The following is a 16,846-nucleotide window of genomic DNA, read 5'->3' as shown; positions in this document are numbered from 1 at the left end:
ATAATGGCGGAGAGGGAGGGATTCGAACCCTCGATAGAGCTATAAACTCTATACTCCCTTAGCAGGGGAGCGCCTTCAGCCACTCGGCCACCTCTCCGATTTGTGGAGCGCAAGTTTACTGATACAGCGCGGTAAGTCAATGCTTTTTTGGCTAGAAAATATTGATTGATACAAATTTAAGCAGTTCGGTAAACATTTAGTGACTAAAACGCAAAAGCTCGGCGTTAACCGAGCTTTTTTCACACAAATCACCTTAGACCTCGGGAACGTTGCCGTTTCCTTTTTCAGCCTGAATGCGCATATAAATTTCTTCACGGTGCACAGATACGTCTTTCGGTGCATTTACTCCAATACGGACCTGATTCCCCTTAACACCCAAAACAGTAACCGTAACGTTGTCACCAATCATAAGGGTTTCGCCAACGCGGCGTGTAAGAATTAGCATGTCTTGCTCCTATTAATTATAACTTTTTTATTGTTCGCCATACCTTGGCGATTCAATGCGGCGCTTTTAAGCGCATGTTTTGCATATTTGCAATGAACGTTTGCTCGGTACGAAGCTCAGGCACAACAGATTCCATCTCACCAACCCATACTATTAAATAGTAGAAAATATGTTGTAGGGATCACACTTCTTTCAATATTAACGCCTTCATTCTAGCAATATCAGGTAGTTACCGCCAGCACCTGACCCGATGCTTATTACAATAGCGCAGTGTGGGTATTTCACAACGTTTTTATGTTTTTTCTAACATTAATTGTCTAAATTGTCACGTAACCAAGCCTCAACAGACGCTAATGCAGAGTCTAATGCCTCAACCTGCGTGCCTCCAGCTTGCGCCATATCGGGTCTACCACCACCCTTACCGCCAACTTGCTGCGCTAAGAAGCTTACTAGCTTACCTGCATGCACTTGCTTGGTTAAGTCCTTAGTTACGCCAGCAATTATGTTCACTTTACCATCGGCCTGTAGCCCTAACACAATGACACCCGATTTCATCTGCACTTTCAAATCGTCCATCATGCTTCGTAATGAAGTAGAGTCCGTATTCTCAAGTTTGTTCACTAATAAATTAATGCCCTTTACGCTCACGCTGCTTTTAACTAAGTCTTTAGATTTTTGTCCAGATAACTGTTGCTTTAACTGGTTTAATTCTTTGTCACTTTGCTTCAATTGCGCCAGGACTTGCTGCGTTTTTTTCACTAAACTTGCTTTGTCAGACTTCAGCAAGCCTGCAATAGTGAACAGACTGTCTGCATCGCTATGCAAATAATCCAAGGCAGCCTGCCCGGTAATGGCTTCTATACGGCGCACTCCTGAGGAAATACCGCCTTCTGACACAATTCTAAATAAGCCAATGTCGCCGGTGCGCCCAACGTGCGTGCCGCCACACAGCTCGGTAGAAAAATCACCCATTTGTACCACTCTTACTTCATCGTCGTACTTTTCTCCAAATAAGGCCATTGCGCCTGCCTGTTTTGCTTGCTCAAGCTCCATCAGTTTTGTACTTAGTGCATGGTTAGCCCTAATTTGCTGATTTACACTGTTCTCTATTGCCACTACCTTAGTGACGCTGATACCTTCAAAATGAGAGAAATCAAAGCGAAGTTTGTCAGCGTCTACCAATGAACCTTTTTGCGTAACGTGTTCCCCTAAAATATTGCGCAGCGCGGCATGTAATAAATGCGTCGCGCTGTGGTTAAGCTTTATTGCCTCGCGACGAGCATAGTCGACCGTAACCATAACCGTATCGCCCACTTTTAGCGTGCTGTCAACGCTGTCTTTAAGCGATACTTTATGCACAAAGGCGGTACCTACTTTTTGTGTATCAAGTATATTCACGCTAACATTGGCAAAACCAAGCGTACCCGTGTCGCCGGTTTGACCGCCAGACTCCGCATAAAAAGGCGTAGTATCAAGCACTACCAGCACATCACCTGATGCTGCCTCTTGTACAGACACTTGATCAACAAGTAGCGCGGTTACTGTGGCACTTGCGCTTAGCTCGCCATAACCCGTAAACATCGTTTCATGATCAAGTTTTATAATGTTATTGTAGTCGGCACTAAACTTGCTGGCCGACTGCGCTAAGGCCTTTTGTGCCTGCATAGACAGGTTAAAGCCCGCTTCATCTATCGTAAAATCTTGTTCGCGTGCTACATCATTGGTTAAATCGGCGGGGAAGCCGAAGGTATCATACAGTTTAAAGACTAACTCGCCCGGCACTACTTTGGTGGTGAGCTTAGCTAAGGAATCATTTAAAATACCCATGCCGCGCTCTAGCGTAGCTGAAAACTGCTCTTCTTCTGCTTTTAACACTTTTACAATCATAAGCTGCTGCTGTGCTAATTCAGGAAAGGCGTGGGCCATTTGGTTGACAAGTTCGTCTACTAGCTTGTAGAAAAATACATCTTTAGCGCCTAATTTATTGCCATGACGCACCGCGCGTCTAATAATTCGACGCAGCACGTAGCCGCGGCCTTCATTAGAGGGGATCACGCCGTCGCAAATTAAGAAGGAGCAAGAACGGATATGGTCAGCTATCACGCGCAGCGATTTGTCTTCTAAATCGCTAGTGCCTACTATGACGGCGGCAGCTTTTATAAGCGCCTGAAAAAGGTCGATTTCATAATTGCTGTGCACGTTTTGCATTATGGCCGATACGCGTTCAAGCCCCATGCCCGTGTCTATTGAAGGTTTAGGAAGCGCCAGCATATCGCCATTGGCTTGGCGATTGTACTGCATGAACACTAGGTTCCATATTTCAATAAAGCGATCACCGTCTTCATCGGGCGACCCCGGAGGACCGCCCCAAATGTGCTCGCCGTGATCATAAAATATTTCCGAACAGGGTCCGCATGGCCCCGTGTCACCCATGGACCAAAAGTTGTCCGAGGTAGCAATTCTTATGATGCGATCTTTGGGCACGCCAATTTGTTTTTCCCAAATATCGAAGGCTTCGTCATCGTCATGATATACGGTGACTAGCAGCTTTTCTTTGGCTAAGCCCAGCTCAATGGTTAAAAAATCCCACGCGTACTGAATAGCCTGTTGTTTGAAATAATCACCAAAGCTGAAGTTGCCCAACATTTCAAAAAATGTGTGATGGCGGGCAGTGTAGCCTACATTCTCTAAATCATTGTGTTTCCCGCCGGCACGCACACAGCGCTGAGACGAAGTTGCACGGGTATAATTACGTTGCTCGGTGCCTAAAAATACATCTTTAAACTGATTCATGCCGGCATTTGTAAACAACAAGGTAGGATCGTCAACAGGCACTAACGACGACGTGGCGACCTCTTGATGTTGTTTGCTGGCAAAGAAATCGAGAAAGGCGCGGCGAATTTGGGCGGTAGAGCGTGTCATTTAAATTCCTATGTAATACCCGCTAGTGTTATGTAAAAATGCACTGTTAAGCTGGGTTTGAATACTGCAGGGCAAGGTTTGTCCATGCCACGTGTTTGTTATGTAATTGCAATGCGCAATCATGTAAAAGTCATATACAGCTATCATCAACACATAACGCTAATTAAGTGAGTTAGCTATTTATTTCAAATAATATCATTTTTACCCAATAAAATTAAGCCCGCAAAGAGGCTATAAAAGCATTTAGATTGATTTTACTCGCTAGCGATTTATATTAACCAGCAGCAGCCTTTATATGAGCCTGTTCAAAGCCACGATACTGTAAAAAGCACATTTGTTTTTGTTTATCAATAAAGTCTACGGGCGGTGCTTCACCAAAACGTTTTTCACGCACCACTTCAGCTAAATTATACCAGTCATATTCTTCACGATAAATATTATCGTTCACCTGAACGCCTTCAATATTATGCTGGCTAAGGGTTTGACGGATCACCTGCGGGCCCTTCCCTTTTAAAAAAGCGCTGCGCACGTAAGCTTCTACATAGCGCTGGTCACACTGAATGCGTCTATCAATAAAGAATTGGAGCTGCTTGTAGCACAGCTTTTCATCAAGGTCTCGTGCCACCAGCTTTTGAATTAATTCAAACTGGCTGTGTTCGCGTCTAGACAATAAACGTGTAATGGTGTGATTAATGATCTTTGCTTGGTCTTCACTCATATTGCTTACATATAAAATTTTTAATAGAGCCTGTTATTTTACGCATGAATTGGCAATGGACAAGCATTGATAGCATAAATGCACTCGCGCAACCAGAATTTGACGTTTTAACCCACAGCAGCCACCCAAGCTCGCCATTTTTAAAATTCGAATTTTTGCGAGCATTTGAAGAGACGCGCTGCGTGGGCGGCAACACAGGCTGGCTCACCCGCCACATAATAATTCGCGATGAAACACAAACGCTAATTGGCTTCTTACCGGCTTACATCAAAACTCATTCCTACGGAGAATATGTGTTTGATCATAGCTGGGCGCACGCATATCAGCAGCATAACCTAGCGTATTATCCAAAACTTATTGTTGCGGTGCCGTTTACGCCTGTTACTGGCCCGCGCATCCTGCTCGCACAAAATATTGCGCTTGAAAAAATGGCGCAGTACATTGAGCAAATAAGCGATGAGTTAATGCAATCTTTGCATGTTGCTTCTGTGCATATTTTATTTGCGCCTAAGCAAACGTCGAACGAATTACTCACCCGCGGTTTTCACCAGCGTCAGTCAGTTCAGTTTAATTGGCACAATAAGCAGTACGCGCACTTTGACGATTTTATGGCGGAGCTTACCGCAAGGCGTCGCCGCTCTATTCGAAAAGAGAGAACGGGCATCGCCAAACAGGGCGTGCAGGTGAATCGTATAGTGGGTGGCGCTATTACTGCACTTGATATGGCGTTTTTCTATCGCTGTTATCAGCAAACTTATTTAAAACGCAGTGGTCATAACGGATATTTAAGCTCGGCGTTTTTTGAAACCCTGCTGCAAGACATGCCGGAAAATTTACTCTTGGTAATCGCCGAACAGCGTTTACAACCCGCTCGCGATAGTCAACAGTTAGCCATTACAGAAACGGCAAATAGCAAGGACATTAAAAGCGCTACGCCTATTGCAGCCGCCTTGTTTCTATACGACGAAAATGGGCTGTATGGACGCTACTGGGGAGCCTTAACGGATGTATCTGGCCTGCACTTTGAAGCTTGTTACTATCAAGGCATTGAATTTTGCATTGAGCAAGACATTGCCATTTTCAATCCCGGAACCCAAGGTGAGCATAAGATTTTACGTGGCTTTGCGCCTACACTGTGTTATTCAAATCATAAAATGCAAGAAAAGGCATTTGACGACGCCATTGCCGATTTCTTGCAGCGAGAGACACCTCATATTATTGATTACGCAGAAAAGTCTGCGTCTTTATTGCCGTACAGACGACATGATGAAAGTGAATAAATTGTTACAAGCCGTGTCAAGCGCAATCATAGCGTTGGCTAGCGCTTTAATTAAAGGGAATAATTCAGTATAGTTGACAACCAATATATAAAAATATGGGCGCGACAAGTTCAGGCAGTGTCGTGTAACGGTTAAACTGCACAGTATTAAAACAATTATAAATTCGCGGTTCTCAAGAATCACTATGCACAAACACTACTATTAATAATAACGATTTAATCAATGCAAGGAAAATTATGAAAAAATCTTTTTTAGCAATCGCTATATGTGGCGCTTTTGCCATTAGCGCCTGTAGCGACAATAGTACTCTGCCCGCAGATGACGTCAAACCGGCCGTGACAGATACTGTCACCACGCCCGAATTAGGCCGCTTTGGTATAGACTTAAGCGCACGCAACCTTGACATAAAGCCGGGTGACGACTTTTTCATGCACACAAACGGCACATGGTATGATAACTATGTCATTCCGGCTGATAAGACAAGCTACGGTGCATTTGCCGTGCTAGCAGAGCGCAGCGAAGACCGTGTAAAAGCGATTATAGAAGATCTCGCCGCTAAGACAGATTTAAGTGATGAAGAAAAGCTTATCTCGGATTACTACAATTCATACATGGATATTGAAGCGATAAATGCGAAGGGAATTGAACCCTTACGTCCCATGCTTAAAGACATCGCGGCTATTGACAGTGTGCAAAAGCTTACCGAAACTTTCGGTAAATCGTGGCTTATAAATACCCAATCACCTATAGCTGCAGGATTGGGCTTTAATCGTAAAAATCCCGATGAATATCAAATGTCGGTGGGTGTAGGCGGTTTAGGCTTACCTGATCGTTCCTACTACTTGGAAGAAAACGAACGCTTTGCTGATATTTTAAGTGAGTATAAAAATAATATTGCCATTATGTTAGCGTTTACAAGCGACATGTCTGACGAAGACGCACAAGCTGCAGCAGGCAAAATTATTGCATTAGAAACTGACATTGCGCAGGCCCAATGGCCACGAGAAAAACGCCGTAACCGCGATTTAACCTTAAACCAAATTGCGCGCACAGATCTAGCCAGTGAATACCCAGACTTTGATTGGGATACGTATTTTAGTGCGCATGGCTACACCGCCGAAAATTTAAACATGACTCAGCCCCAGCCTATTAACGACGTAATAGACATTATTAATAATACGCCGCTTGATATATGGAAACTATATTTGACCTACCATCTTGTATCAAGCAACGCCGACATGTTGTCAGATGACATTTATAACGCAAACTTTGCATTTTATGGCAAAGTCTTAAACGGCCAGCAAGAGCCTCGCCCTCGCTGGAAACGAGCTGTTGCTTCTATGGGCGATACCCAGTCACTAGGTTTTGCCATTGGTAAAGTGTTTGTAGAGCGTCACTTCCCGCAAAGCTCGAAGCAGCAAATGGGTGAGCTGGTGGCCAACCTACGCACTGCCTTAGAGGAGCGTATTACCAATCTTGATTGGATGGGCGAAGAAACTAAGAAAAATGCACAGCTTAAATTAGACACATTTGTGCCAAAAATTGGCTATCCAGATGAATGGCAGTCATTTGAAGGCCTCAGCATGAGTAGCACCGATCTTGTCGGCAATACTATTGCCATGCGTCAGTTTTTTAGAGAGCAAAGCATTCGCGACGAGCTAAAACCGACCAATCGACAAGACTGGTTCATGACCCCTCAGCGCGTCAATGCCTACTATAATTCGTCTTTTAACGAAATTGTGTTTCCAGCCGCTATACTGCAACCTCCGTTTTTTGATCCGAATGCAGACCCAGCAGTGAATTATGGCGCAATTGGTGCGGTTATTGGCCATGAAATTGGCCATGGTTTTGACGATCAAGGTTCAAAATCTGACGCCATGGGTGTACAGCGTAACTGGTGGACCGACGAAGACAGAGCCGCTTTTGAAGCAAAAACAGAAAAATTAATTGCTCAATACAGCGCATATGAAGCACTTGATGGTCAATTTGTGAACGGCGCCAACAGTCTAGGTGAAAACATAGGCGATGTAGGCGGTTTGGCCATGGCATATCACGCCTACAGGCTAAGCCTTGAAGGTAAAGAAGCACCCATTATTGACGGCCTAAGCGGCGATCAACGTTTCTTTTTAGCGTGGGCACAAGTATGGCGTGTTAAGTTTACCGAAGAGGCTTTACTAAACAGACTTAAAGGCGGCACGCACGCGCCGGGTCGTTTTAGAGCATTAGCACCGCGCAATCACGATGCATGGTATGAAGCGTTTGACGTACAGCCAGGCGATGCTTTGTACTTAGCCCCAGAAGATCGCGTGCGCATTTGGTAGACGCTTTTTGTCGTTGTCAGCAACATATCTGCTGGCAGTGGCTGTATCAGCGTTTATGCCACACGAGCAACATGTTATTTGCAGGCATCGTTATTGGGGCTAACAGCTTTAATGAAGGTGCAAACTGCTGTAGTTCTTCAATTCCCCTATAGCCACCGCAGCCAATGTCTAATAAGTGCTGATGAAAGTCGAGGTTACTGTGACTGCTAAATTGGCCTTTGATTGTAAATGGGCCATACTGGCAAAACACACCTTTACTGGGTAACTTAGCGGCCACTTTTTGCATCATCGCTTTTACCTGATCGTTCTGCATAATATGGGCGGTGTTAGCCGTAAATATTGCATCAAATTCTACTAGAGGCAGGTCGTCATCTGGAAAGCTCAGCGCGACAGGCCTGTGCAAATTTTCACTGGGAGTGTCGTCTATCCATGCATTAATGGCGCTGTGGTAATCGCTTTGATCTGAACAATACCACTGAACATGAGAAAGATTTGCGGCAAAGTATACTGCGTGCTGACCAGTACCTGAGCCTATTTCTAAGACCTTGCTGGCGTTAGCAAAGTGCTTAAGTAGCTCCTTAAGAATGAAAGGTTTGTTATTTTCACATGCCTGACTAAAAGGTTTATCTTGCACTGCTTTTTTCCTTACGTGAAGCTTGAACCATGCATAATACTGGCTATGCTGCTTATGCTGCGAGCATTATGCTAAAAGATTATGCTAAAAGATCATGCCGCAATACATACACTAAGCTTAGGTCAACTGCGTTAAGTCATATGGCGTTGTTTGATACACGTAATAATTTAACCAATTAGTAAACAGTAAATTCCCATGAGACTTCCAGCGCACCATAATACCATGCTCAGGCACGTCGTTTTTGAAGTAATTAGAAGGCACTTGCGGCAACAAGCCTGATTGAGTGTCGCGCGCAAACTCTTGCTCAAGCGTAGCGGTATCATATTCAGGATGACCTGTTACAAATACCAGCCGTTTGTCGGTGGTGGCGGCGGCATAAACGCCAGCTTGCTCCGACTCAGCCAGTATTTCAAGGCCGCTAATACTAGCGTAGGTAGACCGATTAACTTGTGCTACCCTCGAATGCGGCGCCCAAAATTCAGGATCAAAGCCTCTCATTAGCTCATTTTGTTCGTCTTGTACTTTGTGATTAAACACGCCCGACAGCTTACCGTCAAGTAAGCTCTTTTGGGCGCCAAAATAATGGTACATAGCAGCATGTGCAGCCCAACATATATAAAAGGTTGACTGCACATTATGCTTTGCCCAATCCATTAGTTCGCACATTTGTGGCCAGTAGTGCACGTCTTCATAGTCTAGCGTGCCAAGCGGTGCACCGGTAACGATTAGACCATCGTATTTTTTGTTTTTTACTTGGCTAAACAAATGATAAAAAGCCTGCATATGGGAAGCGGGTGTGTTCTTAGGCGCCGTTTCGTCAAATCGAATCAAATCGATGTTAATTTGCAGCGGCGTATTAGACAGTAAACGCAGTATTTGTAGTTCAGTTTCTATTTTATTAGGCATTAAATTTAAGATGCCAATTTGCATAGGACGAATATTTTGGCTGGTCGCGCGGGCATCGTTCATTGCAAAAATATTCTCACTGAGTAATTCTTCCAGCGCGGGGAGTTCAGCAGGTATATTTATTGGCATAAAGTATTAACTCTTCTTTGGCTATCAAAAGCCCATGATCTTTTAAGCGTAAAGGTCACAGGCGCTGATAAAAGGTGAATAACACTATTGTGGCGATTACAGGATAAAAGTCAACCAGTTTACGTCTAGACGTCTAAACATAGCTTCAAAATAGCTACGGCCCAGATATTCTTGCCGCAACGACTGCGTTTCATTTTAAAGTGAACGCACTTTGTATTGTTCCGCTGTCTGTATTTGTTTATTTTATGTCTGTTTATTTACATAAGAGTGTTCACTATTTTTCAAAGACAATGGTTAATTGAGTGATAGATTTTGTGATAAATAGCGTACTAATCCGCTTAAGGTGTTACTGAAGGAGAGCTTTATGAATCAACAAAACGACCATGACATCTCTTTTATGTCACAAATGGAGGATGTCGTCCCAATTGCCAAGGTGAATAAAGTTGCAGTGGCCAATAACCACAGTGAAACCCTTAGCCAACGGCTAAAACGCGAGGCGCTCGAAAAGCAAATTGCCTTAGACGACAACGGTCTTAGTATAGACAGTGTTACGCCACTAGACCCATATGCTTTTTTATCGTATAAAAAAGATGGCGTGCAGGAAGGCGTTTTTAAAAACCTTCGCTTAGGGAAGTATCAAATAGATTCTCGCCTGTCATTACGGGGGGTTAAATTTGATGACGCACGGCTGTCGCTTTTCGATACTATTACCGACTGCCACGAGCGTGGAATACGCACCCTATTAGTTGATCACGGAATGGGGCTGCAGTCAAAACCCTTTGCCGGCTTTATGAAAAGCTATGTAAATAGATGGCTTAGTGAGATAGAAGCGGTAATTGCCTATCATACCGCTTTGAAACAGCACGGAGGTTTAGCAAGTGTGTATGTTTTACTTAAAAAGCATCCTAATCAAAAGCAAATTAACCGCGAAGTACACCAAAAGCGCAGCTAAGCTTAATGTGGCTATTTTTGTACCTTTCTCTTTTATCAGTGCTTTAGGACGAGCCCCGCTACTAATCTATAAACACCCGCGCATTTCTAAACATGCGCATCCACGGGCTATCTTCACCCCAGCTTGGATCACGCCATGAGTTGTTTACCGCTCTAAATACCCGCTCAGGGTGCGGCATCATAATAGTTGCGCGCCCATCGCTGGAGCTTAGTCCCGTTATGCCGTTAACAGAACCATTTGGATTAGCAGGATACTGCTGGGTTACCTTAGCGTAGTTGTCTACAAATCGCATAGCAACCAAGTTTTGTTCCTCTAATGAAGCAAGCTGCTTAGAAGATGCAAACAGCGCATGGCCTTCACCGTGAGAAACCGCAATAGGCATGCGGGAGCCGTGCATACCGTTTAAGAAAATTGACGGGCTATCTTGAATTTCAACCATCGCGACGCGTGCTTCAAAACGCGCTGACTCATTTTGCACAAAATGCGGCCAATGTTCAGCGCCTGGAATAAGCGTCTTTAAATTAGACAGCATTTGACAGCCGTTACATACACCCAAGCTAAACGTGTCCGTATTGGCGAAATACTCGGCAAAGATATCGCGTAAATACGTGTTGTATAAAATAGACTTGGCCCAGCCTTCGCCAGCGCCGAGCACGTCACCGAAGGAGAACCCGCCGCAGGCGACTAAACCTTTAAAATCGTTGAGCTGCTTGCGTTTCGTGACTAGGTCGCTCATATGTACGTCAATCGCGTCGAAACCTGCGCGATTAAACGCTGCTGCCATTTCTACATGAGAATTAACGCCTTGCTCGCGTAATATGGCTATTTTGGGTTTGCGACCTTTATTAATGTAGGGCGCTGACACATCTTGGTTAAGATCATAACTTAAACGCGCGTGTAGCCCTGGGTTTTTATTGTCTCCCCTAAGGGCATGCTCTTGCTCAGCGCTTTGTGGATTGTCTCGCAGCGACTGCATTGCCAAAGTGGTACTAGCCCACGCTAGGCGATAATGTGTGCGAGTGTTTTCAAGCACCACTTCATTGTTATGGCTTATACGCACCTTATCATGGGTATTTACATGCCCAATTTCATGCACGCAATCGCTCAATGAAAACGCTTCAATGATGCTTTTGACCGCCGCTAAGTCAACATCAGCAACTTGTATAACGGCGCCTAATTCTTCATTGAAGAGAATTTTTGCTAGGTTACTGCTTGGAATGTCAGCGTTAGCTAAGCTAATTTGAGTAAGGTCTATATCGATTCCTGCGTTACCGGCAAAAGCCATTTCTACAACGGTGGTAAATAAGCCACCGTCGGAGCGATCGTGATAGGCTTGAATAAGTTCCTTTTCACCTAGCTTTTGGATTAAATTATAAAAATTGAGCAAATCGTTGGCGCAGTCTACATCGGGGACTTCATGTCCTAGCGCATTATATACTTGGGCTAGACAAGAGCCGCCCATGCGCGCCTTGCCTCTGCCTAAATCAATTAGGAGCAGACTTGACTCAATATTGACAGTAAGCTCAGGCGTTAATGTTTTACGCACATCTTTAACAGCGCCAAAGGCGGTAATCACGAGCGACAGCGGCGAGGTAACTGATTTTTCTTGCGGTCCACTTTCACTCTCTTGTGACCACGCCGTACGCATAGACATAGAGTCCTTTCCAACCGGAATAGCCAATCCTAATGCTGGGCATAATTCTTCGCCCACGGCTTTAACGGCGGCGTATAGTCCTGCGTCTTCACCCGGATGGTTAGCCGATGCCATCCAGTTTGCTGAAAGCTTAATGCGTTTTATATCGCCTATATTAGCCGCGGCAATGTTAGTTAGCGACTCTGCCACCGCTAAACGAGCAGCCGCCGCATGGTTTAATAATGCAACGGGTGTTCGCTCGCCAATCGCCATGGCTTCGCCGTAGTAAGAATCAAACGATGCGCTTGTTACACCAACGTCGGCCACCGGCACCTGCCACGGGCCTACCATTTGGTCGCGACAGACCATGCCCGTTACACTTCTATCGCCAATCGTGATTAAAAATGTTTTATCGGCTATTGTCGGCAATGCCAACAGACGCTGCGCAGCGTCGTTTAGGTCTATGTGTTGGGCGTCGAAATCGTCGCCTTTTGCGGTGGTGCTTACTACGTCTCGATGCATTTTTGGCGGTTTGCCTAGTAGTACATCAAGGGGCATATCAATGGGTTTATTGCCAAACTTTTTATCGCTTAGGGTAAGGTGCTGTTCAAGCGTGGCATGCCCAACAACCTTAAAAGGAGTACGCTCGCGTTCGCATATTTCAATGAACAAAGGCATGTTTTCTGGCGCTACCGACATTACATAGCGCTCTTGAGACTCGTTACACCAAATTTCTAAAGGCGACATACCCGACTCATCACAGGGCACTTCTCGTAATTCAAATACGCCACCGCGGCCGGCATCGTTAACCAGCTCAGGAAAGGCATTTGACAAGCCCCCGGCGCCGACATCGTGAATAAACTGAATGGGATTACTGTCGCCTAGCTGCCAGCATCTATCAATCACTTCTTGACAGCGGCGCTCCATTTCTGGGTTTTCACGCTGCACTGAAGCAAAATCTAAGTCTTCATTACTTTGCCCTGACGCAACAGACGATGCCGCACTGCCGCCTAAACCAATATTCATGGCGGGGCCACCTAAAGCAATGAGCTTAGCGCCTTTGGTAATTTCACCTTTTTCAATGTGGCTGCGTTTTATATTGCCTACACCACCTGCTAACATAATGGGTTTGTGGTAACCGCGTACTTCAAGTCCATTAAAACTATTCACGCTTTGCTCATAAGTACGAAAATAACCAAGAATGTTAGGTCGTCCAAATTCGTTATTAAAGGCCGCTGCGCCAAGCGGGCCTTGGGTCATTATTTCCAAAGCGTTAACAATACGGCTAGGCTTGCCGTAAGGCTGCTCCCAAGGCTGCGCATGATTGGGTATATGTAAATTAGATACACTAAAGCCTACCAGCCCAGCTTTAGGTTTTGAGCCCCGGCCGGTTGCGCCTTCGTCTCTTATTTCGCCACCTGAACCGGTCGCTGCCCCTGCAAACGGGGAAATAGCAGTAGGATGATTATGCGTTTCTACCTTCATTAATATATCAATAGCTTCATGGTTGTAGCTATATTGATGGGTAATAGGATCTGCATAAAAGCGCCCTGCGCTATAGCCATCCATTACCGCGGCATTGTCCTTATAGGCCGAGGACACAAATTCAGGGGTCACAGCAAAGGTATTTTTAATCATTTTAAACAACGATTTAGGCTGTACTGCGCCGTCTATGGTCCAGTCGGCGTTAAATATTTTATGTCGGCAGTGTTCAGAGTTGGCTTGCGCAAACATATATAGTTCAACGTCATGCGGATTTCGCCCAAGGCCTTCAAAGCTGCTGTGTAAGTAATCTATTTCGTCTTCAGCTAAGGCTAAGCCAAGTATGTTGTTGGCGTCTTCTAAGGCTTTTCTGCCAAGCCCTAGCACATCGATAGGGCTTAATGGCTTGGGTTGGCTTTGCGTGAATAAACAAAGCGCGTCATGCTGCTTTGCTAATACCATTTGGGTCATCCGATCGTGAATAGCATTTTCAATAAGAACTAAGTGCTGGCTTAAATTTTCACCCCAAAACTTATATTCAATTCCGCGCTCAATACGCTTTATTGCGTCAAGCCCGCAGTTGTTTGCAATATTAGTGGCTTTACTCGACCAGGGCGAAATAGTACCCATGCGCGGTGCAACTACCAACACTAAGTCTTCGTTTCCGGCGCGCGCTGCAGACATTGCCGATGGCCCGTAGGTTAACAAGCTTGTTAACGTTTGCTGCTCAATGCTAGTAAGGTCTTGCTTAGTGTCCACAAAATGGACAAAGTGAGCGCATACGTCAGTTACGCTTACGCCCTGTTTAATTAGCTGATCTAAGAGCTTTTGCTTGTTAAAATCAGACAGCATTGAAGAGCCAAACAAATTGAGCATAGTTTTAATCCACCGGGTAATAAAAGACATAAGTATGGTGCATATATTGCAGCCCAATATTGAAACACCGCTTAACATGATACAACAAGGGCCCAAGCCAGCGCTTGTATTACACACACAAAATATATTTGAATTATAGAGGAAACTAATTGATTTAGTAAGGCTTTTGCTTACCCGATTCTACGATTGGCGCGCTTTTTTGTTACCTTTATGTGGATGAGCTCGCTGCTGGCATAACCTCGCACTACTAACAGGGTTTTCTCGACAAATTCAAGAAATGATATAGAGTTTCGTGATTGCCTATATTATAAGTGATGAAAAGTATAATCGCGCAAAGTCTTCTTTGCTGGCACAAGAAATCGAAAACCTGCATAATTACAGCAATAGATTCACACGACTGTGCATTTAACGGTCAAATTAATAAGGCTATTAAGCAATAAATGAAGAGCCGCAAAGTGCTACATCAACAGTGCACAAAGTCACAGCTGCAACACTATTGGGTCGCCGCAAGATTCATGCATGCTATGAAGCTTCTGCCATTGCTGGTCGTTCTCGTGCTTATAGCAAGCTGCCAGCCTTATACGAACACCACTGAACTTGCGCGTATCACTAACGAAGGTGTGTTAAAGGTTGGCTCTATTTATGGACGCACTACCTATTTCAACGGACCCGTTACTCAAGAAGGCTTCGAATTTGAGCTTGCTGAAGGCTTCGCCGACTTTCTTGGCGTTAAACTAGAAGTTTATCCTTATTACTCGTATGCCGAACTTATTGAGCAGCTAGATGCAAAGCGCGTCGATTTGCTTGCCGCAAACATCACTATGACAAGCGCCCGAAAGCAGGCGTATAAGTTCGGACCCACGTATCAAACATTAAACTTTGAATTAGTCTATCAAAAAGGTAAAGACAGACCACGCAGCTTAAAGGATTTACAAGGGGATCTCACCATTATCGCCAACGACTTGTATCGCGAACCCATGCAAGACAAAGCTGGTGAAATGTATAATTTTAGTTGGCAAGAAACCGCCGAGAAAGACATTGAAGAACTATTAGAAATGGTCGCAAACGGTGAACTTGACTATACTATTTCAGACTCTAATGTTTTAGCGGTTGCTAGGCGTCGCTATCCCAATTTAGGCATAGGCTTTTCAATTACTGACACTTTAAAATTGGGCTGGATGCTAAACAAAAGCACCGACGACTCGGTCAGAGCCGCTTTACTTGAATATTTTGGTTATATGCAATCAAGCGGCAAGTTAGCTGTGCTTGAAGACAAGTATTATGGTCATGTGCGCACCTTTGACTTTGTTGATACACGCGCCTTCATGCGCGCAGTTAACAATAAACTGCCAAAATACAGAGAAATGTTTGAAGTGCATGCCGGCGATATTGACTGGCGCTTAATTGCAGCCATGGCCTATCAGGAAAGCCATTGGGAACCTGACGCCGTATCGCCAACCGGGGTTCGCGGTATAATGATGCTCACCCGAGCAACCGCATCAGACCTAGGAGTTGATGAACGAACCGACGCCGAACAGAGCATTAGCGGCGGTGCACGCTACTATGCCAGCCTTTTGAGCCGCGTTCCCGCTAGAATTCAAATGCCTGACAGGCAGTGGATGGCTATGGCGGCATACAATATCGGGCTTGGCCACCTAGAAGATGCCAGACGCATAACCCAGAGCAAGGGGTATAACCCAGACTTGTGGATAGACGTTAAAAAACATTTGCCACTGCTGCGCCAAAAGAAATATTACAAAACAACACGCTTTGGATACGCTCGCGGTAACGAAGCGGTAAATTATGTTGAGAATATTCGTCGCTACTATGATAGTCTAATGTGGTTAGAGCAAAACACAGATGAACCATTTGATCTTGACAATGTTGACAATGTTGACAGCAACAATATTGACACTATCTTCGTACAAGGTAACGATGAGCAAGTTGAATAATCACATTTTAATAGCAACACCGACAGCACGTTTGACAATCCTAGCGACACAGAAGCCACAGTCTTAAACAAAATAAAACAAGACCACGCCACGCCAGTACCCTCATCCGAATAAAATAGTTAAGTCGATAGCATTATACTCTTGCGAAAAGTGAGCAAAACACGTATTTCGTGTGATCATATTTACGCGAGGATTGGTATTAATATCAACATCATGTTATTGAATTCTGTCAAAAAAGATACACAAAACTGTCATGAAAATGGTGCGTTGACTGCCTAACATTGAATACGAAAAGATTAATACCGTAAAATCGGAAAACACAAAAAGCAAACGACATAAGATTTGCTTCAAGGAGTAGCACTGAAATGAGAAAAACCACTAATATGAGTCGTACAAGACGACTACGCAGCAACAACCAACGTAGAGTATTGCTTAAGAAATTGCACCAAAAAGTGCTGCTAAGACGCAAACAGTTTGACGCAACTGAATTGAACCAAGAGTTTCAAAAAGCCTAATCGTGGCAACACATCCAGCGCGGCGTGACTAGATTTCACAACAGTCTAGCAAGCGCCTCGCTTACACAACACATTACTATA

11 protein-coding genes and 1 tRNA gene are annotated in these 16,846 nt (G+C 44.6%); 5 read left to right on the top strand and 7 right to left on the bottom strand.

Annotation, left to right across the window (positions count from 1 at the left end; genetic code table 11):
• Positions 1 to 4: 4 nt before the first annotated feature.
• From GPUN_RS06725 to GPUN_RS06710, 4 genes are all read right to left on the bottom strand, one after another.
• A tRNA-Ser gene (locus tag GPUN_RS06725) sits at positions 5 to 97 on the bottom strand.
• 156 nt (positions 98 to 253) lie between these two features.
• Positions 254 to 445, bottom strand: a complete 192-nt coding sequence (csrA, locus tag GPUN_RS06720) for a carbon storage regulator CsrA (RefSeq protein WP_006004799.1) — start codon at positions 443 to 445, stop codon at positions 254 to 256.
• Positions 446 to 754: 309 nt separating this feature from the next.
• On the bottom strand, positions 755 to 3,367 hold the full coding sequence (alaS, locus tag GPUN_RS06715) for an alanine--tRNA ligase (RefSeq protein WP_006004797.1): 2,613 nt from the start codon (positions 3,365 to 3,367) through the stop codon (positions 755 to 757).
• Between the two features lie 274 nt (positions 3,368 to 3,641).
• Positions 3,642 to 4,085, bottom strand: coding sequence for a regulatory protein RecX (locus GPUN_RS06710; protein ID WP_006004793.1), 444 nt, complete (start codon positions 4,083 to 4,085; stop codon positions 3,642 to 3,644).
• Between the two features lie 44 nt (positions 4,086 to 4,129).
• Here GPUN_RS06710 and GPUN_RS06705 point away from each other — a divergent pair, with 44 nt between their 5' ends.
• Together GPUN_RS06705 and GPUN_RS06700 are read left to right on the top strand one after the other, a co-directional pair.
• Entirely contained in the window at positions 4,130 to 5,365 is a 1,236-nt protein-coding gene (locus tag GPUN_RS06705; RefSeq protein WP_006004791.1) for a GNAT family N-acetyltransferase, read from the top strand.
• Positions 5,366 to 5,601: 236 nt separating this feature from the next.
• On the top strand, positions 5,602 to 7,686 hold the full coding sequence (locus GPUN_RS06700) for a M13 family metallopeptidase (protein WP_006004788.1): 2,085 nt from the start codon (positions 5,602 to 5,604) through the stop codon (positions 7,684 to 7,686).
• Between the two features lie 46 nt (positions 7,687 to 7,732).
• On the opposite strand, the gene GPUN_RS06695 is transcribed toward GPUN_RS06700, so the two are convergent.
• On the bottom strand, positions 7,733 to 8,320 hold the full coding sequence (locus GPUN_RS06695; protein WP_006004786.1) for a DUF938 domain-containing protein: 588 nt from the start codon (positions 8,318 to 8,320) through the stop codon (positions 7,733 to 7,735).
• Positions 8,321 to 8,437: 117 nt separating this feature from the next.
• A complete protein-coding gene (locus GPUN_RS06690) occupies positions 8,438 to 9,355 on the bottom strand; it encodes a homoserine O-succinyltransferase (RefSeq protein ID WP_006004784.1) in 918 nt (305 codons plus the stop codon).
• Between the two features lie 364 nt (positions 9,356 to 9,719).
• Here GPUN_RS06690 and smrA point away from each other — a divergent pair, with 364 nt between their 5' ends.
• On the top strand, positions 9,720 to 10,307 hold the full coding sequence (smrA, locus tag GPUN_RS06685; protein ID WP_006004782.1) for a DNA endonuclease SmrA: 588 nt from the start codon (positions 9,720 to 9,722) through the stop codon (positions 10,305 to 10,307).
• Between the two features lie 61 nt (positions 10,308 to 10,368).
• On the opposite strand, the gene purL is transcribed toward smrA, so the two are convergent.
• A complete protein-coding gene (gene purL, locus GPUN_RS06680) occupies positions 10,369 to 14,298 on the bottom strand; it encodes a phosphoribosylformylglycinamidine synthase (protein ID WP_040520548.1) in 3,930 nt (1,309 codons plus the stop codon).
• Between the two features lie 440 nt (positions 14,299 to 14,738).
• On the opposite strand from purL, the gene mltF reads away from it, so the two are divergent.
• On the top strand, positions 14,739 to 16,250 hold the full coding sequence (mltF, locus tag GPUN_RS06675; protein WP_006004773.1) for a membrane-bound lytic murein transglycosylase MltF: 1,512 nt from the start codon (positions 14,739 to 14,741) through the stop codon (positions 16,248 to 16,250).
• Positions 16,251 to 16,615: 365 nt separating this feature from the next.
• Positions 16,616 to 16,765 carry a hypothetical protein gene (locus GPUN_RS14460; RefSeq protein ID WP_006004771.1) on the top strand — a complete coding sequence of 50 codons (150 nt, stop codon included), beginning with the start codon at positions 16,616 to 16,618 and terminating at the stop codon, positions 16,763 to 16,765.
• Positions 16,766 to 16,846 lie beyond the last annotated feature (81 nt).

Source organism: Glaciecola punicea ACAM 611 (genome assembly GCF_000252165.1).
Lineage (GTDB): Bacteria > Pseudomonadota > Gammaproteobacteria > Enterobacterales > Alteromonadaceae > Glaciecola > Glaciecola punicea.
Note: the sequence above shows the minus strand (reverse complement) of the source record. Positions and strands in the feature narration are given on the sequence as shown.